This window comes from Streptomyces sp. NPDC006691, from assembly GCF_042869955.1.
In the GTDB taxonomy this organism is placed as follows: Bacteria; Actinomycetota; Actinomycetes; order Streptomycetales; family Streptomycetaceae; genus Streptomyces.
Genome location: NZ_JBIAGW010000022.1, coordinates 45,488 through 62,987, shown reverse-complemented (window position 1 = coordinate 62,987; position 17,500 = coordinate 45,488). Strand labels below are relative to the sequence as shown.

19 protein-coding genes are annotated in these 17,500 nt (G+C 73.0%); 7 read left to right on the top strand and 12 right to left on the bottom strand.

Annotated features, from left to right (window positions below):
• The first annotated feature begins 5 nt into the window (after positions 1–5).
• Together ACFYNP_RS32990 and ACFYNP_RS32985 are read left to right on the top strand one after the other, a co-directional pair.
• Positions 6–1,814 carry a glycoside hydrolase family 15 protein gene (locus ACFYNP_RS32990; RefSeq protein ID WP_388419771.1) on the top strand — a complete coding sequence of 603 codons (1,809 nt, stop codon included), beginning with the start codon at positions 6–8 and terminating at the stop codon, positions 1,812–1,814.
• A gap of 5 nt (positions 1,815–1,819) precedes the next feature.
• Positions 1,820–2,575, top strand: a complete 756-nt coding sequence (locus ACFYNP_RS32985; RefSeq protein ID WP_388790768.1) for an SDR family oxidoreductase — start codon at positions 1,820–1,822, stop codon at positions 2,573–2,575.
• Positions 2,576–2,733: 158 nt separating this feature from the next.
• Here the strand turns inward: ACFYNP_RS32985 and amaP are convergent, their stop codons facing one another.
• From amaP to ACFYNP_RS32960, 5 genes are all read right to left on the bottom strand, one after another.
• Complete coding sequence (gene amaP, locus ACFYNP_RS32980; RefSeq protein ID WP_388419775.1) at positions 2,734–3,312, bottom strand: alkaline shock response membrane anchor protein AmaP; 579 nt, start codon at positions 3,310–3,312, stop codon at positions 2,734–2,736.
• A 3-nt stretch (positions 3,313–3,315) separates the two neighbouring features.
• Positions 3,316–4,008: a DUF6286 domain-containing protein gene (locus ACFYNP_RS32975; RefSeq protein ID WP_388790766.1), complete on the bottom strand. Its 693-nt coding sequence runs from the start codon at positions 4,006–4,008 to the stop codon at positions 3,316–3,318.
• Positions 4,005–4,349 (bottom strand): iron-sulfur cluster assembly protein, encoded by a 345-nt coding sequence (locus ACFYNP_RS32970; RefSeq protein ID WP_388419778.1) that lies wholly within the window; start codon positions 4,347–4,349, stop codon positions 4,005–4,007. Before ACFYNP_RS32970 ends, ACFYNP_RS32975 begins: the two co-directional genes overlap by 4 nt.
• A gap of 3 nt (positions 4,350–4,352) precedes the next feature.
• Positions 4,353–4,544 carry a hypothetical protein gene (locus tag ACFYNP_RS32965; protein WP_388790764.1) on the bottom strand — a complete coding sequence of 64 codons (192 nt, stop codon included), beginning with the start codon at positions 4,542–4,544 and terminating at the stop codon, positions 4,353–4,355.
• Positions 4,545–4,751: 207 nt separating this feature from the next.
• Positions 4,752–5,255 (bottom strand): Asp23/Gls24 family envelope stress response protein, encoded by a 504-nt coding sequence (locus tag ACFYNP_RS32960; RefSeq protein ID WP_388790762.1) that lies wholly within the window; start codon positions 5,253–5,255, stop codon positions 4,752–4,754.
• A gap of 88 nt (positions 5,256–5,343) precedes the next feature.
• On the opposite strand from ACFYNP_RS32960, the gene ACFYNP_RS32955 reads away from it, so the two are divergent.
• A complete protein-coding gene (locus ACFYNP_RS32955; RefSeq protein ID WP_388790760.1) occupies positions 5,344–6,009 on the top strand; it encodes a hypothetical protein in 666 nt (221 codons plus the stop codon).
• Between the two features lie 85 nt (positions 6,010–6,094).
• On the opposite strand, the gene ACFYNP_RS32950 is transcribed toward ACFYNP_RS32955, so the two are convergent.
• The 4 genes from ACFYNP_RS32950 to ACFYNP_RS32935 form a co-directional block, all read right to left on the bottom strand.
• Complete coding sequence (locus ACFYNP_RS32950; RefSeq protein ID WP_388790758.1) at positions 6,095–6,895, bottom strand: enoyl-CoA hydratase/isomerase family protein; 801 nt, start codon at positions 6,893–6,895, stop codon at positions 6,095–6,097.
• A gap of 148 nt (positions 6,896–7,043) precedes the next feature.
• Positions 7,044–7,265, bottom strand: a complete 222-nt coding sequence (locus ACFYNP_RS32945) for a helix-turn-helix domain-containing protein (protein WP_006123601.1) — start codon at positions 7,263–7,265, stop codon at positions 7,044–7,046.
• Positions 7,266–7,652: 387 nt separating this feature from the next.
• Positions 7,653–9,251 carry an ABC-F family ATP-binding cassette domain-containing protein gene (locus tag ACFYNP_RS32940; protein WP_100574354.1) on the bottom strand — a complete coding sequence of 533 codons (1,599 nt, stop codon included), beginning with the start codon at positions 9,249–9,251 and terminating at the stop codon, positions 7,653–7,655.
• A 94-nt stretch (positions 9,252–9,345) separates the two neighbouring features.
• The gene (locus ACFYNP_RS32935; protein WP_388790756.1) at positions 9,346–10,044 is read right to left on the bottom strand and encodes a hypothetical protein; all 699 of its coding nucleotides are present in this window, start codon (positions 10,042–10,044) and stop codon (positions 9,346–9,348) included.
• Between the two features lie 145 nt (positions 10,045–10,189).
• Between ACFYNP_RS32935 and ACFYNP_RS32930 the strand changes: the two genes are divergently transcribed.
• Both ACFYNP_RS32930 and ACFYNP_RS32925 read left to right on the top strand, forming a co-directional pair.
• Positions 10,190–11,086, top strand: a complete 897-nt coding sequence (locus ACFYNP_RS32930; protein ID WP_388419790.1) for a neutral zinc metallopeptidase — start codon at positions 10,190–10,192, stop codon at positions 11,084–11,086.
• A gap of 30 nt (positions 11,087–11,116) precedes the next feature.
• Positions 11,117–11,506 carry a VOC family protein gene (locus ACFYNP_RS32925; protein WP_388790754.1) on the top strand — a complete coding sequence of 130 codons (390 nt, stop codon included), beginning with the start codon at positions 11,117–11,119 and terminating at the stop codon, positions 11,504–11,506.
• A 102-nt stretch (positions 11,507–11,608) separates the two neighbouring features.
• Here the strand turns inward: ACFYNP_RS32925 and ACFYNP_RS32920 are convergent, their stop codons facing one another.
• The 3 genes from ACFYNP_RS32920 to ACFYNP_RS32910 all read right to left on the bottom strand — a co-directional run bounded on the left by ACFYNP_RS32920 (position 11,609) and on the right by ACFYNP_RS32910 (position 15,185).
• Entirely contained in the window at positions 11,609–12,952 is a 1,344-nt protein-coding gene (locus ACFYNP_RS32920; RefSeq protein WP_388790752.1) for a hypothetical protein, read from the bottom strand.
• 352 nt (positions 12,953–13,304) lie between these two features.
• Positions 13,305–14,432 (bottom strand): alpha/beta hydrolase, encoded by a 1,128-nt coding sequence (locus ACFYNP_RS32915; protein WP_388790750.1) that lies wholly within the window; start codon positions 14,430–14,432, stop codon positions 13,305–13,307.
• Positions 14,433–14,531: 99 nt separating this feature from the next.
• Complete coding sequence (locus tag ACFYNP_RS32910; protein WP_388790748.1) at positions 14,532–15,185, bottom strand: class II aldolase/adducin family protein; 654 nt, start codon at positions 15,183–15,185, stop codon at positions 14,532–14,534.
• A gap of 104 nt (positions 15,186–15,289) precedes the next feature.
• Between ACFYNP_RS32910 and ACFYNP_RS32905 the strand changes: the two genes are divergently transcribed.
• Positions 15,290–16,078 (top strand): lysozyme, encoded by a 789-nt coding sequence (locus ACFYNP_RS32905; protein WP_388790746.1) that lies wholly within the window; start codon positions 15,290–15,292, stop codon positions 16,076–16,078.
• A 130-nt stretch (positions 16,079–16,208) separates the two neighbouring features.
• Positions 16,209–17,477, top strand: coding sequence for an anion permease (locus tag ACFYNP_RS32900; RefSeq protein ID WP_388419802.1), 1,269 nt, complete (start codon positions 16,209–16,211; stop codon positions 17,475–17,477).
• Positions 17,478–17,500 lie beyond the last annotated feature (23 nt).

Here is a 17,500-nt window from a genome sequence, read left to right as displayed (position 1 = left end):
TTGGCGTGACCCAACGTACTCAGCGCATCGAGGACTACGCCCTCATCGGCGATCTCCAGACCGCCGCCCTGGTCGGCCTCGACGGATCCATCGACTGGCTCTGCCTGCCCCACTTCGACTCCGCCGCCTGCTTCGCGGCGCTGCTCGGCGACGAGAACAACGGCCACTGGCGGATCGCCCCGGCCGAGGCAGGCCACTCGGGGCGGTGCGAGCGGCGCGCCTATCTGGATGACTCGCTCGTCCTGGAGACCTACTGGGAGACCAGCACCGGCACGGTGAAGGTCATCGACTTCATGCCGCAGCGCGACAAGGCGCCCGATGTCACCCGCATCGTGGAGGGCGTCAACGGCACCGTCGAGATGGGCTCGGTGCTCAGGCTCCGCTTCGACTACGGTCATGTGGTGCCCTGGGTGCGGCGCTCGGACGGGCACCGGGTGGCGATCGCGGGCCCCGACTCGGTGTGGCTGCGCAGCGAGCCCGAGGTCAAGACATGGGGCCAGGACATGAGCACCCGCTCCTCGTTCACGGTCCACGAGGGGGAGAAGGTCGCCTTCGTCCTCACCTGGCACCCCTCGCACGAGCCGCGCCCCGACCTCATCGACCCGTACGAGGCCCTGGAGCAGTCCCTCACCGACTGGCGCGAGTGGGCGGCCCGCTGCCAGTACGAGGGGCCCTACCGGGACGCCGTGATCCGCTCCCTGATCACGCTCAAGGCGCTCACCTTCGCCCCCACCGGCGGCATCGTGGCGGCCCCCACCACCTCGCTGCCCGAGGAGCTCGGCGGCATCCGCAACTGGGACTACCGCTACTGCTGGCTGCGCGACTCCACCCTCACCCTCGAAGCACTGCTCTCGGCCGGCTACCTGGAGGAGGCCGCGCACTGGCGGAACTGGCTGCTGAGGGCCGTCGCCGGGGACCCGGCCGACCTCCAGATCATGTACGGCCTGTCCGGCGAGCGCCGCCTGCCCGAGGTCGAACTCCCCTGGCTGAAGGGCCACTTGGGGTCGGCGCCGGTACGGATCGGCAACGCGGCGGTCGAACAGCTCCAGCTCGATGTGTACGGGGAGGTGATCGACTCGCTCTATCTGGCGCGCGAGGCGGGCCTCCAGAGCGAGACGCACGCCTGGAACCTCCAGCTGAGCCTGCTCGACTTCCTGGAGGCGCGCTGGCGCGAGCCGGACGAGGGCCTGTGGGAGGTACGCGGGCCGCGCCGGCACTTCGTGCACTCCAAGGTGATGGCCTGGGTGGCCGCGGACCGCGCGGTGCGCACCCTGGAGTCCGACCCGGAGCTGCGCGGGGACGCCGGGCGCTGGCGCCGGATGCGCGACGAGGTGCACAAGGAGGTGTGCGAGAAGGGCTTCGACCCGGTCCGCAACACCTTCACCCAGGCGTACGGCTCCGCGGAACTGGACGCGGCGACCCTGCTCATCCCGCGGGTCGGCTTCCTGCCGCCGGACGATCCCCGGGTGATCGGCACGGTCGACGCGATCCACGCCGAGCTCGGCGGCAGCGGTTTCGTACGCCGCTACACCACGGACGCCACCACCGTGGACGGGCTGCCCGGCGCCGAGGGCACGTTCCTGGTGTGCTCCTTCTGGATGGCGGACGCGCTGCGCCTGACCGGCCGGGTGAAGGAGGCGCGGGAACTCTTCGAGCGGCTCCTGACGCTCCGCAACGACGTCGGGCTGCTCGCCGAGGAGTACGACCCCTCGGCCGACCGCCAGCTCGGCAACTTCCCGCAGGCCTTCAGCCACATCGGTCTGGTCGCCACCGCCTGCGCACTGGAGCCGGGCTGCGGGAACGAGGCAGGATAGCCACCATGGATCTTGGACTGAAGGACCGTGTGTACGTCGTCACCGGGGCCTCGCGGGGCCTCGGTCTCGCGTCCGCCCGCGCGCTCGTCGCGGACGGCGCGAAGGCCGTCATCACCGGCCGCGACGAGAAGACGCTGGCCGACGCCGCCGCCGAACTCGGCCCCGGCGCGCTCCCGGTGACCTCCGACAACGCCGACCCGGAGGCGGCGGCCCGCCTGATCGCCGCCGCCCGCGAGCACTTCGGGCGCTTCGACGGCGTGCTGATCAGCGTGGGCGGCCCGGCGCCGGGCTTCGTCGCGGACAACACCGACGAGCAGTGGCAGTCGGCCTTCGAGTCGGTGTTCCTCGGCGCGGTGCGCCTCGCCCGGGCGGCGGCCGCCGAACTGGAGGAGGGCGGGGTGATCGGCTTCGTCCTGTCCGGCTCGGTCCACGAGCCGATCCCGGGCCTGACCATCTCCAACGGCCTGCGCCCGGGCCTCGCGGGCTTCGCCAAGTCGCTGGCGGACGAGCTGGGGCCGCGCGGCATCCGCGTGGTGGGCCTGCTGCCGTCCCGCATCGACACCGACCGGGTGCGTCAGCTCGACGAGCTGTCCGGCGACGCGGAGGCGACGCGGGCGGCCAACGAGGCCCGCATCCCGCTGCGCCGCTACGGCACGCCTGAGGAGTTCGGCCGCGCGGCCGCGTTCCTGCTGTCGCCGGCGGCCTCGTACCTCACGGGTGTGATGCTGCCGGTGGACGGCGGCGCCCGGCACGGCTTCTGACCGTGGGTCAGCCGGTGTGCCCCGGCCTCCGTTCCCCGGGGCACACCCCAACCCCCTTGAGAATGCGGCCTGTTGGACCCGCTCGTGCGGATTCTCCGGGCCTGTAGGTGGACCGGGAGGGTTGCGGGAAGGGGCGGGGTGGGGAAGATCCCCGCGGCTCACGTCACCCGGTGGGCCCGGTGCTTGACCGCCCGGAGACGCACCTCCGCAGGCAGCGCGGCTAGCCCCACCGAGTCCCGCGCATGAGCCAGGGACTCGGACTCCAGCCGCTCCAACGCGGACGCGGGCTGCGCATGCGGCTCCAGCAGAAGCGCGACCCGGGCGGCGGGCGCGGCCCGTCGCCCGGTCAGGGTGACCTGAGCCCGAGCCACCCCCTCCAGGCCCTCCGCCTCGCCCGCGAGCACGGACTCCAGCGCCCGCCCCCGCAGCAACGCCCCTTCCCCGTCACCCGAGTCCACCAGGATCTCGGCGAGCCGCGCCCGGCGCAGCTGAGCTAGCAGCCACCACAGGGCGAGCAGCACGACCAGGGCGAGGGCCGCGATGACCACCGGCCACCACCAGCCCTGGTCGTGCCAGTGCAAGCGACGGGACCGGCTCAGCAGGACGTCGTGCTTGGTGCCCCAGGGCCACCAGGACGGCACTTCGAGGCCGAGCCCGACGGCCAGCACCGCCCCGCCGACGAGGAGCAGCACCAGGCCCACGAGGCCCAGCACCACCCGATTGACCGTCCTCAGCATGGCTCAGCCCTTCCGTACCGAGCGGCTCACATGGACCGCGAGCCCGGGCGACCCGGCAAGACCGAGTTCCCGGATGCCCGCACCCAGCGCCGCGTCCAAGTCGGCCCGTACGTCGTCGAGTTCACGGAAGTGCGACAGGGCCTTCACCACCACGCGCCTGCGGCCCAGACGGACCCGGGCCGACTGGATGCCGGACACCTCCATCGCCCGGTCGCGCAGCACGAGAGCCGCCGCGGCCCGGTCGAGCCCGGCACGCACGGCCGACGAGCGCCGCCGCATCGGCAGGATGCCGCGCAGGCCGGGAGTGAGCGCGAGCACGATCAGCCAGAGGCCGAGCAGTGCGACGACCGCCGCGCCCGCGAGCACCGCCACGTCGTCGACGGGGTGCCGCGCGAGCCAGTCCGCCAGCCCGGACCGCCAGCGCATGGCCGAGCGATGGGCGCGTACGGCGGCGATGTCGTAGAGGAGGATGCCGGACGCGGCCAGGATCAGGAGCGCGCACAGCCCCGCGGGCACCCGGCGCACCGACCAGAAGCGGCCCGCCTTCCCGCCGTCGCCCTCGGCGAGGACCGGCACGGTGTCGTAGTCGGCGGCCGAGGCCGACTGGTCGAGCCCGGGCCCGGCGGCCGGGTCGGGGGCCTGCCCGATCACGGGAAGCCGCTGCGTGCTGTGCTCGCCCTCGTACGGCCCGCTCATCGGATCCTCCCCCGGTCCGCCGTGCCCTCGGCGTGCAGACGCTCGATCTGCACGGCCACTTCGGGCACCTCCATGCCCGCCAACGCCCTTACCCGCTCGGCGACCTGGCGACGCACCGCGCCGCACTGGCCGCCGAGGTCGCCGGGGTAGCCGAGTTCCAGGCTGACCCGCACGCGGGCGGAGTCCTGGTGGACGGTCACGGTGGCGCGGGGCGGGGCACCGCCGTCGGGGATCCGGTCGAGGGCCTCTCTGGCCGCCTGTGCGGCGATCTTCGCGACGACCCGGTCGGCGATCCGGGTGGCGCCGCGCTGGGCGGGCTCGATCTGTTCGGCCACCGCCATCGGTCAGCGCCGCCGGTCGCCGCGGTCGCGGGGGCGGAAGAAGTCGCCCGGTTCCAGATCGCCGTCCACGAAACGGCCCACCACGAAGCCGATCGCGCCGAGCGCCGCTACCAGCAGGAAGGCTCCGAAGCCACCGAAGTATCCGGCGAAACCGAGTGCCATGCCGACCATCAGGCCAACCACCGCCATGCTCATGCCGAACTCCTCGGTCCGATGAGTCGAGATCAGTTCACGTCGAGATCAATGCCGGCCGGCGTCGTCGCCGACGGCATCCGTTCCGTTGGGCCTCCGTACCGCTGAGCGTCCGTACCGGACGGCATCCGCACCGGGAGGCATCCGCGCCGATGCCGATCGGCGCCACCGCCCGCACCCCTTCATGCCGCTCCGTACCGCGCCGTGCCCCTACTGGAGTCTGGACTCCGGCTCGTCGTCCTCCTCGTCGGGCAGCTTCACGTCGCTGACCGCGATGTTGACCTCGACGACCTCAAGGCCGGTCATGCGCTCCACCGCGGAGATCACGTTCTCCCGCACGTCCCGGGCGACCTCGGCGATGGACACGCCGTACTCGACGACGATTTCGAGGTCGAGCGCGGTCTGTACCTCGCCCACCTCCGCCTTCACTCCGCGCGAGACGCCCGACTTGCCGCCGCCGGGCACCCGGTCCCTGACAGCGCCGAAGGTACGGGAGAGACCGCTGCCCATGGCATGGACACCGATGACATCACGCGCCGCGAGGCCCGCGATCTTCTCCACGACGCCGTCGGCGATCGTGGTGCGGCCGCGGCCGCCCGCGTCTCCGCCGCCGCGCTTGGTGACGGACATCTTCTTCGCCTGCTCGGCGGATTCGCCGACCGACTCGCTCCCGGGTGCACCGGGCCGGTTGCGCTGTGCGCTGGTGTCGCTCATGACCGTTCGTCCCTTCGCCCTTGGACTCCATTGCCCACATTAAGTGCGCTTGCCCCGACTCGCGCCCGGGATGCGGCAGGCTGGAGCCATGACGGGTGACGCATGGAGTGCCGCGGTACGCCGCCGGCTGGGTCTGGGCCGGCTGCTCGCGCTGGGCGGTCCGCAGGACGGATCGTGGATCACCGAACGGGCCGCGGTCGCGGTCCTCGGGGCCGCGGCGGCCGCCCTGCCGGGCCTCGCGACGACGTCCCTCAGGCTGGGCCCGGCGGACCCGGAGGCCAGGGCGGAGCCGCTGGTTCCGGCCCCGCCGAGCGCTTTGGCGCCGGTCCCGCTGCGGGTGACGGCGCGGCTCGCGGCGCTCGGCGGGCTCCCGCTGCCCGAGCTGACGGCGGCGCTGCGGGAGGTGCTGTTCAGCACGGCGGACGAACGCCTCGGCTTGGACGTCTCGGACGTCGATCTCCAAGTGGCGGATCTGCTCGACGCCCTTCCGGAACACCCGGACGGCGGTCCCCCGGTCGGCCCAGCCGAGCCGCCCGCGACGGCCGCCGCCGCGGCCGCCCTCGCCACGCCCGGCGTGGCTCATCTGACGAACGAGCTGGGCGCGCCGGTGCACGAGGCGGACGGCCATGTCCGCGTGGAGCTGGCCACGACGGGTCACCCCCTGGAGGTGGCCCGAGCGGTGCGCGCGGCGGTGGCCCGGGCGGTGCCGCGGGCGGATTCGGTGGGGGTCCTCGTCACCTGGGCCGGCCCCTAGGGCCGGCTCCGGCCGGCAGCGCGCCGAGCCCGCCCGCGGCACCGCCCGGGGCACGTGCGGGACCTGTCCGGGCCCGCCCCGGGGCTCAGTCGGAGAGGCCGGCCAGGTCGCGAAGGCGCCGGGCCTGCGCGGCGCGCTCGGCGCGGCGCTGCTCCTCGTAGTCCCGTCCGGCCGCACCGCGCAGCAGGGCCTTCGTCTCGACCACGGCGTCGCGCGGCGCGGCAAGGAGCGCGCCCGCCAAGTCCCGTACGGCGGAGTCGAGTTCATCGGCAGGCACGGCGAGGTTGGCCAGGCCGACGCGCTCGGCCTCGTCGGCTCCCACGAACCGTCCGGTCGCGCAGATTTCGAGCGCGCGGGCGTATCCGACGAGTCCGACCAGCGGGTGCGTACCGGTGAGGTCGGGGACGAGTCCGAGGCTGGTCTCGCGCATCGCGAACTGCACGTCCTGCGCCACGACCCGGAGGTCGCAGGCGAGGGCGAGCTGGAAGCCGGCACCGATCGCATGCCCCTGGACGGCCGCGATCGACACGATGTCGTTGCGGCGCCACCAGGTGAACGCCTCCTGGTACTCGGCGATGGCCCCGTCGAGTACCTCGTCGGAGCCGCGCGCGAGGTCGAGGAAGGAGGGCTCGCCGTCGAAGCCCTCGGGGGTGAAGGCCTGGCGGTCGAGTCCGGCGGAGAAGGACTTGCCCTCGCCGCGCAGCACGACGACGCGAACGCTGCCCGGGATTGACCGTCCGGCCGTCGCCAACGCCCGCCACAGAGCGGGAGACTGGGCGTTGCGCTTGGCCGGATTGGTCAGGGTCACCGTGGCGACCGCGTCGTCGACGGAGAGCCGTACGCCGTCCTTGTCGAATACCTCATGTACGGATACGGGCGTAGCCATGGGGCGCCTCCGGGTCAGTGGCCGTCATCGAGCGGCCGCCTCGGCGGTCGCTAAGTGACTGCACAGTAACCACCCGGCCGACCGCACGGCCGACCGGGTGGCCACCACCGGACCCGGGGGGCCACAGGTGCCGTCCGGAACGCCTCGGTCAGGCCGAGGCGGCCTTCTTGCCCCGTGTCGCTCCGCCGCGTCCACGGAGAGTGACCCCGGACTCGCTGAGCATCCGGTGGACGAATCCGTAGGACCGGCCGGTTTCCTCGGCCAGCGCCCGGATGCTCGCACCGGAGTCGTACTTCTTCTTCAGGTCTGCCGCGAGCTTGTCGCGCGCGGCGCCGGTAACCCGGCTGCCCTTCTTCAGAGTCTCGGCCACCCGTGCCTCCTCATGGGAAGTGCGCTCTGGACTTCTCATGATCACCCCTTCCGGGCTTCCTGGCCACCCATTCGGCAAGGTCCGTCCAACAAGCTTGGGCTCACAAGGCGTGAGAAAGAGCGCCGGAATATCGCATTCCGGCTGGCCACGCCCACACGCCGGCCCGAAAGTCGAGGCGAAGCGCCAGGTCAGCGCTGTGTTCCGGGTCACACACGGGAAAAGGCCCGCCCGACAAGGGGCGGACCTTGATCCCGTGCCCGACACTCCGGGGTACGAGACGCTCTCACTCAGATTGAGGATCACGCGTAGGCCGAATGATCCAGAGGCAGTGGATCAACGGATGGATCATGCACCGATGACGCCCCCGAGGCCCGTTCGCGCGGCCGGTCAGGCGAGGGCGACCAGGTCCGCGTAGTCCGGGCCCCACAGGTCCTCGACGCCGTCCGGCAGCAGGATGATCCGCTCCGGCTGGAGCGCCTCGACGGCGCCCTCGTCGTGGGTGACCAGGACGACCGCGCCCTTGTACGTACGCAGCGCGCCGAGGATCTCCTCGCGGCTCGCGGGGTCCAGGTTGTTGGTGGGCTCGTCGAGCAGCAGCACGTTGGCGGACGACACGACGAGCGTGGCGAGCGCGAGACGCGTCTTCTCGCCGCCGGAGAGGACCCCGGCGGGCTTGTCGACGTCGTCACCGGAGAACAGGAACGAGCCGAGCGTCTTGCGCACCTCGACGAGGTCGAGGTCCGGCGCGGAGGAGCGCATGTTCTCCAGGACCGTGCGGTCCGGGTCGAGCGTCTCGTGCTCCTGCGCGTAGTACCCCATCTTCAGGCCGTGGCCCGGGGTGACCTCGCCGGTGTCCGGCTTCTCGGCCCCGGCGAGCAGCCGCAGAAGCGTCGTCTTGCCGGCGCCGTTGAGGCCGAGGATGACGACGCGCGAGCCCTTGTCGATGGCCAGGTCGACGTCGGTGAAGATCTCCAGCGAGCCGTACGACTTGGACAGGCCCTCGGCGGTCAGCGGCGTCTTGCCGCAGGGCGCGGGCTCGGGGAAGCGCAGCTTGGCGACCTTGTCGGAGACGCGGACCGCCTCCAGGCCGGAGAGCAGGCGCTCGGCGCGCTTGGCCATGTTCTGCGCCGCGACGGTCTTGGTGGCCTTGGCGCGCATCTTGTCGGCCTGCGAATTGAGGGCCGCGGCCTTCTTCTCGGCGTTCTGGCGCTCGCGCTTGCGGCGCTTCTCGTCCGCCTCGCGCTGCTGCTGGTAGAGCTTCCAGCCCATGTTGTAGACGTCGATGTGGGAGCGGTTGGCGTCCAGGTAGAACACCTTGTTGACGACCGTCTCGACCAGGTCGACGTCGTGGGAGATCACGATGAAGCCGCCGCGGTACGTCTTGAGGTAGTCCCGCAGCCAGACGATCGAGTCGGCGTCGAGGTGGTTGGTCGGCTCGTCGAGGAGCAGGGTGTCGGCGTCCGAGAACAGGATGCGGGCGAGCTCGATGCGGCGGCGCTGACCACCGGAGAGCGTGTGCAGCGGCTGGCCGAGCACCCGGTCGGGCAGCCCGAGCGCGGCCGCGATGGTGGCGGCCTCGGCCTCTGCGGCGTAACCGCCCTTGGTGAGGAACTCGGTCTCCAGGCGCTCGTACTTCTTCATCGCCTTCTCGCGCGTGGCGCCCTTGCCGTTCGCCATGCGGTCCTCGTTCTCGCGCATCTTGCGCAGCACCTCGTCGAGGCCGCGGGCGGAGAGGATGCGGTCGCGGGCGAGCACGTCGAGGTCGCCGGTGCGCGGGTCCTGCGGCAGATAGCCGACCTCGCCCGAGCGCGTGATGGTGCCGGCGGCCGGGATGCCCTCGCCGGCCAGGCACTTGGTGAGGGTGGTCTTGCCCGCTCCGTTGCGGCCGACCAGGCCGATGCGGTCGCCCTTGGCGACGCGGAAGGATGCGGACTCGATGAGGACTCGGGCGCCGGCGCGCAGCTCGATGCCGGTGGCGGTGATCACGGAAAGACTCCAGGGCGGAATGGACGGCGGACAGGACGGGGTCGCGGAGGTCGACGCCGCCTAATGCACAAGGAGAATTGCCATGGGGTCAATTCTAACTGGGTTGCGCAACTCGGTTTCCGCCGCGGTCCGGACGCCCCTCACCTGGGAGATCGTTGCCCAGCGGGGTGCGCCCCGGGGTGATCTTGCCGAGGCCGTCGACCGCGGCCAGCTCCTGGCTCCAGGAGTCCCGGCCGCCGCAGGGCTGCGCGAGCAGCAGGACCCCGTGGGGGTGCGCGGTGCGCGCGGGATCGAAGGCACAGCCCCGTTTCGCGGGCAGCAGCCAGCGCAGGTCGCCGTCGGCGGCCCGGAAGGCGCTGACGCGTTCGGGGGTGACGACGGCGAGCATGCGGGCACCCGCGTCGAGCGGCTGGAGCACTCCGGCGGCGCGGTCGGGCCGACCGGCCAGCCAGGCGCCGAGGCCGGGCACCGCCCGGTGCCAGCGGACCCGGCGCGGGCCGGTGTCGGTGACCATGCCGTCGGTCCACAGGGCGAAGGCGTGGCCGGGCGCCCGGTACAGGGCGAGCGGCCTGCTGCCGCGCCTGCCGTACGTCCAGCGCCGGGCGCCGGTGGCGCGGTCGTACGCCTCGACGGCCGCGCCCCGGATGCGTACCGCCACGGGGGCGGCAGGGGGTGCGGCGAAGCGGTCGAAGCGGTCGCCGTACGGGGTCCGGTCGGCGTGCTGGGCCGCGGTGACCAGCGGGAGAGCGAGTACGGCGGCGACGGCGGTCAGCGCGAGACGGGTCCGGTCCATGACGCGCCGAGCGTATCGGCCGACGTAACAAAACGGGCGTAGCGCAATGAACCGATTGATACTCGGGGTGACTTTCCCGATACTCGGGGTCACCTTGAGCGGGCGGCTCCCTGTCGGCCCGGGTGGAACAGAGGGTGGTGGGGCCATGCAGTTCGACGACGACGCCGATCTGGACACGTCCGAGGTCAAGGACGTGCGCAGCAGCCGGATCCCGGGCGGCCGGGCCACCGTCGGAGGCGGCATCGTCGGCGTCATCGCGCTGCTCCTCGGCCTGTTCTTCGGGGTGGGCCCCGAACAGCTCGGGCTTTCCTCGGGCGACACCACGCCGGGCGCGACCTCGTCGTCCCAGGCGCAGGTGAACCAGAGCTGCCGCACCGGCTCGGACGCCAACACCAAGGAGGACTGCCGGATCGTCGCGGTGGTCAACAGCGTTCAGGACTACTGGAGCCAGGAGTTCCCGCGGCGCGGCGGCAGGTACTCCCCCGCCTCGACGGTCTTCTTCACCAGCCGCGTCAACACCGCCTGCGGGACCGCCACTTCGGCGGTCGGGCCCTTCTACTGCCCGGGCGACCGGCAGGTCTATCTGGACCTCGGCTTCTTCAACGAGCTGCGCACCAAGTTCGGTTCCAGCGGCGGCCCCTTCGCGCAGGCCTATGTGGTGGCGCACGAGTACGGCCACCACATCCAGAACCTGATGGGCACCCTGCAGAAGTCGCAGGACGGGCGGCAGGGCGCGGGCAGCAACGCGGTGAAGGTGGAGCTCCAGGCCGACTGCTACGCCGGGGTGTGGGCACATCACGCGACGACGACCCCGGACAAGGCGACCGGCAGGCCGCTGATCTCGAAGCTCACGGACCAGGACATCAAGGACGGCCTCGACGCGGCGGCCGCGGTCGGCGACGACCGGATCCAGGAGAAGTTCCAGGGCCGGGTCACCCCGGAGACCTGGACGCACGGCTCGGCGCAGCAGCGCCAGCAGTGGTTCTACACCGGATACCAGACGGGCGACATGGCCCGCTGCAACACCTTCGCGTCCCGGTGAACCCGGCTCGCCACGGAAGGAGTGACCGGCATGAGCATGTATCCGACGATCCTGTACGACGACGCGAAAGCGGCGATCCGCCGGCTCAAGAGCGCCTTCGGCTTCACCGAGGTGTGCGTGTACGAGGACGAGCACGGGAGCGTGGCACACGCCGAGCTGTCCTACGGGACGGGTCTGGTGATGGTCGGCTCGCGGGGGCGCGAGGGCGTCTTCGCCGAGGCCATGGCGAACGGCGGACCCGTGGGGGTCTACGTGGTGGTCGGTGATGTGGACGCGCACCACGCCCGCGCCGCCGAGCAGGGCATGGAGATCCTCATGGAGCCCTCGGACCAGGACTACGGCTCGCGGAACTACACGGCGCGGGACGCGGAGGGCAACGTGTGGAGCTTCGGCACGTACGCGCCGCGCGGCGGGGACTGAGGGGCCGGACAGCCCGAGCCCCAACAGGCCTTCCGCCGCTCGGAGTCGACGGCACGGGACGTCCCGCCCCTGGGGACGGGCGGGTCGTCGCTACGCGCGTCGCTACGCGGATCCGGTGTGGACCTGGAAGGCGGCGCGGCGGACCGCCTTGGCCAGGGCCGGGTCGGGGTGGGCGGCCGCCAGCGCCACCAGGACCTGGACCGTGCGCGGATGCCCGACGGCCCGTACCTCGTCGAGCAGGGCGGGGACCGTGCCCTGCACCGCCGAGTCGAGGTGGCGCACCAGGAGTTCGCTCTCGCCGTGGTCGGCCACCGCGGCCGCCGTGTCGACCCACAGCCAGGTGGACTCCTCCCGGGTGAGCACCCCGAGGACGTCCTCGGGGTCGCCGCCGTCGTACTCGGCGAGCCAGAGCAGGGCGTAGGGGCGGAGGCACGTTTCCGTCGCGGCGGCACGCACCCCGGGCTCGGCGGGCGGTCCCACGACCCGCAGCGCCTCGAAGGCGAGCCCGCGCAGCAGCGCGTCGTCGCCCCGGGCCACGTCGAGCAGCTCGGTGACGGCGCTGCCGACGGTGCGCGCGGCGGTCCACGCGCGGTACTCGGCGCGGGCCGGGCCGGGGGTGAGCCCCGCGCAGCCGCGCAGCATGTCCTCCGCGGACTGTTCGATGTTGCCGGCCGGGCTCTGCGCGGCGACGCAGATCTGCTCCAGCTTGACCCAGACCGCCCAGTTGCCGAGCGGGGTCAAGGTGGCCTGGTCCTCGCCGAGGACGAGCGCGCCGACGGCGGCGAGACCGGCCAGCGCCCAGTCGAGGAGGTGCGGCAGCAGGGGCGGCAGCGAGACGGGGTCGGGCTGGGGCCCGTACGGCACCTCGCAGCGCTCCTCGCGCAGCTCGGCGACCCGCTGTTCCAGCAGGTCGAGCAGGGCCGGCACGAGGACCGGCCCGTTGGAGAGCTGGAGCAGGGAGAGCACCTGGGGGACGGCCTCGACGACCTCGGCGACCGCGGTGGGGGCGATGTCGCCGGGCGCGGGGTGGACGAGGGACCACGCGTCGAACAGGGCGACCCAGCCGCGCAGGACCGCCGCGTCGTCACGGTCCCAGGCGCGCAGCCGCCAGCCCGGCCGCACCGTGGCGCCGTGCAGTTCGACGAGCCCCGCGAGCCGGGCCCGGTCCCAGCCGGCCCGCACCTGAGAGGCCGTCAGGCCCAGTGCGGCGGCCGCCCGCTCGGTGACGGGCGCGGGCAGCGGGCCCGGCCGGCCGGGGCCGGGGGCACCGGCGCGGGCGCGCTCGGCGTCGGTCCAGCGGGCGACGCGTACGGCGTCGGCGAGCACCGCCCTGGCCTGGCGGGCCAGTTCGGCCTCGGCCGGGGTGCCCGCGGGCGGCCGCGGGGCCGGCCGGGTGCGCCGGTCGGTCGCGGCCCTGCGGGCGGCGGCAAGGGGTCGGGCTTGCATCGGGTGCGGAGCGCGGACAAGCCGCAGTCTGGAGTCGCGCGGCAACTTCTCTTCAGGCTTCCGGGACGTCACGCATGCAGTCTTCCCGGTCACTGCCCGAAAGCCCAAACGGAACCGGCCGTCGAAGACCCGCCAGGGACACCGGGGGCGGCCGGTGATCGAGGGACCGCCGCCACGGTGAGCGAGCCCCGGCCCTGCCGGAACGGGCAACCGGAATGAGCCGGGGCCGGCCGGAGCGGACCACCGGGACCGAGCGGTGGCCGGGAGTCGCCCCGCGCGACGAACACGGCCCGGTGACCGTCCGCACGCGCAAGCGGAATCCGCCGTGCCGCACCACGGGGCTGACGGAGGGTCACATGAGGGGGGTCAGGAAGCGGCGCAGGGTTTCTTCGTAGCCGGCCGGGTCGGCGTTCCACATCGAGGCGTGCGGGGCGCCCGGGACCGGATGCAGGGTGACCAGTTCCGGCCGCCGGCCGGCCAGCTCGCGCGAGGGGCCCCAGGGGGCGAGGGTGTCGTCGGGGCCGTGCAGGAGCAGGGTCGGCACCCGCAGCACCTTGGGGTCGACGCCTTCCTGGAGCCGGTCGCCGTGGAGGCCGGTGCGGCCCTGGGCCGCCCGGACCGCGAGCGGCAGCAGCGGGCCCGGGGTGCGGCGGGCCGAGGCTAGGGCCTTGAGCGTGAACTCCCAGTCCAGGACCGGCGAGTCGAGGACGATGCCGGCGATCCGCTCGCGCAGCGCCGAGTGCGTGGCCGCGTGCAGGGCCATGGTGGCGCCGGTGGACCAGCCGTGCAGGATGACGCGCTGGGCCCCGGAGCGCAGGGCGTAGCGGATCGCGGCGTCCAGATCGCGCCACTCGGAGTCGCCGAGGTGGCCGAGCCCGTCCGGCGAGCGGGGCGCGCCCTCGTCGCCGCGGTAGGAGGGGATGAGGACCGGCAGACGCCGGCCGTGCAGGAACTCCACGATGTTGAGGGGGTGTTCGCGGGTGGTGCCGAGCCCGTGCACGGCGATCACCCAGGTGGGGCGCTCGCCGGGCACCAACCAGGCGGGCAGCGGCCCGAGTTCGGCCGGGATCTCGACGTCCCGGTGCTCGATGCCCAGGGCGGTGTTCGGGGTGCCCCGGTGCGTCTGCGGGGTGAGCCGCAGCCGGTCCCCCGGCGTGAGGGCGCCGTGGGTGACCCGTTCCAGGCGGCGCACCACCGTGTCCGCGGTGTGCGGGGCTCCGTCGAGGACGGGGCCGACCACGGCGTGGACGCCGTCGCCCACGAGGCCGTAGGTGCCCGGTCGCAGCGCGGCCAGCGAGCGGGTCAGGGTGACCCGGCCGGGCGCCAGGGCGTGCACGGTCAACGGGGGGTCGGTGGGCAACGGGCTGCCCGGCGCCGCCTTGAGGGCGGCGTCGCTGGCGATGCGTCCGGCGACGACCGCTGCCGCCCCGACGCCGAGGAGTGTGGTGACGGCCGCTGCCGTCTTCGTAGCGGGGCGCACGCGTTCAGTCTCATGGCGGGGCGGCGGGGATGCCAGTGGGCGTGGCCCATCGGTGCGGCGGGCCGCGGCTCCGGCGCCCCCGGCCGTCGGCCCGGGCCGCTACGGCTGTCCGTAGCCGCGCAGCTTCTCGCCCGCCTCGTCGAGCTGGCCGGGGCTGAGGAGCGAGGGGGTGCGGCCGGGCACGGCGGCGGCGGTGAGCCACAGGCGGCACATCCACTCCAGCTGCGCGGTGCGGTCGTAGGCCTGGGCGAGGGAGGTTCCGTAGGTGACCGTTCCGTGGTTCTGGAGCAGGCATCCGGTGCGGCCCTCCAGGGCGCGCAGCATGTTCCCGGCCAGTTCCTCGCTGCCGTACAGGGCGTACGGGGCGACTCGCACCGGGCCGCCGAGCGCGGCCGCCATGTAGTGGACCAGGGGCAGTTCGGGGACCAGGGTGGACACGGCGGTGGCGTGCACGGCGTGGGTGTGGACGACGGCCCGGGCGTCGGTGCTCCGGTACACGGCGAGGTGCATCGGGGTCTCGCTCGTGGGCCGCAGCGTGCCGAGGACCTGGCGGCCTTCGAGGTCGACGGCGACCGTGTCGGCGGGGCCGAGCCGGTCGTAGGGGACGCCGGTCGGGGTGACCAGGATCAGTTCGCCGACCCGTACCGACACATTGCCCGAGGTGCCGACGACCAGTCCCTCCGCGGCTGTTCGCCGTGCGGTGTCGATCAGTTCGGCCCAAGCCGCGGCCGTCGCCGCCTCGTCGTCGCTCATGCGGGCGATCCTGCCAGCCGGAGGTGCCGGCACGGCGGATCGGACGGTGATCTTGGACTAGCCTCTGGGTGTTTTGTTCCGTACACCGGGTTTCGGGGGAATGCATGACCAGCGGCCGCAATCCACTGCTTCGTCGGGTCCGGTCGCGGGTCGCGCTCACGGGATCCCTGGCCGCGCTCGTCCTCGGCTGCACGGCGCTCGCGGCCCAGCCGGGGGCGGCGGCCGAGACCAGGCCCGCGGGCCACGACGTCTCCTCGCACCAGGGCCGCGTCGACTGGACGGCCGCCAGGAGCCGCGGCGCCTCCTTCGTCTACGTGAAGGCGACCGAGGGGACGACGTACCGCAATCCCTACTTCGGCGGGCAGTACGACGGCGCCCGGAAGGCGGGCCTGATCCGGGGCGCCTATCACTTCGCGGTTCCCGGCCAATCCTCCGGGCGCGACCAGGCCGACTACTTCGTGAACAACGGCGGCGGCTGGTCGGGCGACGGCCGGACGCTGCCGCCCGCGGTGGACCTGGAGCACAACCCGTACGGCAAGGACGTCAAGGACACCAAGGACGGCAGCTCAGCCAGGTGCTACGGCCTGAGCCCGGCCGCGATGACCGAGTGGATCGCCGGGTTCAGCGACGAGGTGCGGCTGCGCACCGGCCGCCGCCCGGTGATCTACACGACCGCGGCCTGGTGGAACGACTGCACCGGCCGCAGCCGCGCCTTCGGCCCGACCCATGCCCTGTGGCTGGCCCGGTACGCCACCAGCCCGGGCGCGCTGCCCGCGGGCTGGTCGTACTGGACGCTCTGGCAGCACGCGAACGGCAGCGGGCCCCTGCCGGGTGACCAGAATCTCTTCAATGGGACTTTTGCGCAGTTGAAGCGGTTCGCGGCCGGGCGCTGAACGGGCCCCGGCCGTCGGCGGGAAGCGAGAAGCGGCCACAGTCACCGCTGCGCCCGCCCCAGTTCACCTTCCGTTCACTCAGGTTACTTACGTTCGTCCCGCCACTGACGTCGAACGATTGCCTGGGTAAATGGAACACATCACGCTGCTGCTCGCGATTGTGGTCGTGACAGCTCTCGTGTTCGATTTCACGAACGGTTTCCACGACACCGCCAACGCGATGGCCACCACCATCTCGACCGGCGCCCTGAAGCCCAAGACGGCGGTCGCCATGTCCGCCGCGCTCAACCTGGTCGGCGCGTTCCTGTCAGTGGAGGTCGCCAAGACGATCTCCGGCGGGATCATCGACGAGAAAGGCATCAGAACCGAGGTCATCTTCGCGGCCCTGGTGGGTGCCATCCTCTGGAACCTCCTGACCTGGCTGCTCGGACTGCCCTCCAGCTCCTCGCACGCGCTGTTCGGCGGCCTCATCGGCGCCGCGGTCATGTCGGCCGGCTGGGGCTCGGTCAACGGCTCCACCGTCGTCACCAAGGTGCTGCTCCCCGCCGTCGCCGCCCCGATCGTCGCGGGCATCGCCGCGATGCTGGCCACCAGGCTCACGTACCGGATCAACCGGAACGCCGACCCGAAGGCCACCGCCAAGGGCTACCGGGCCGGCCAGATCGCCTCGGCCGGTCTCGTCTCGCTCGCCCACGGCACCAACGACGCCCAGAAGACGATGGGCATCATCACCCTCGCCCTGGTCACCGGCGGTGTGCTGCACCCGGGCGCGAACCCCCCGCTGTGGGTCATCGTCTCGGCCGGTCTGGCCATCGCGATGGGCACCTACCTCGGCGGCTGGCGCATCATCCGCACCATGGGCAAGGGCCTGACCGAGCTGCGCCCGCCGCAGGGCTTCGCCGCCCAGACCGGTGCCGCCACCGTCATCCTGGCCTCCTCGCACATCGGCTTCTCGCTCTCCACCACCCAGGTCTGCTCCGGCTCCGTCATGGGCGCGGGCCTCGGCCGCAAGGGCGGGGTGGTCCGCTGGTCCACCGCGACCCGCATGGCCGTCGCCTGGATCCTGACGCTTCCGGCCGCCGGTCTGGTGGGCGCGGGCGCGGAGTTCCTCACCCAGCAGGGCACCTGGGGCATCGCGGCCGTCGCGATCCTCCTGATCGCCGGCTCCGGCGTCATCTGGAAGCTGTCGCGCCGCCAGCCGGTCGACCACCACAACGTCACCTCCGACGCGATCGACGAGACTCCCGTGGCCGAGCCGGCCGGTGTCATCACCACCGCGATCGCCGCCGTCACCCCGCCGCCCACCGGCCTCGCCGCGGCGGCCGCCGACCTCAAGGCCACGATCCAGTCCCCGGCCCCGGTGGCCCCCGTCGACCCGCCCACCCCGGCGACGGTCTGACCCCGCTGCTCCGGCACAGCTAA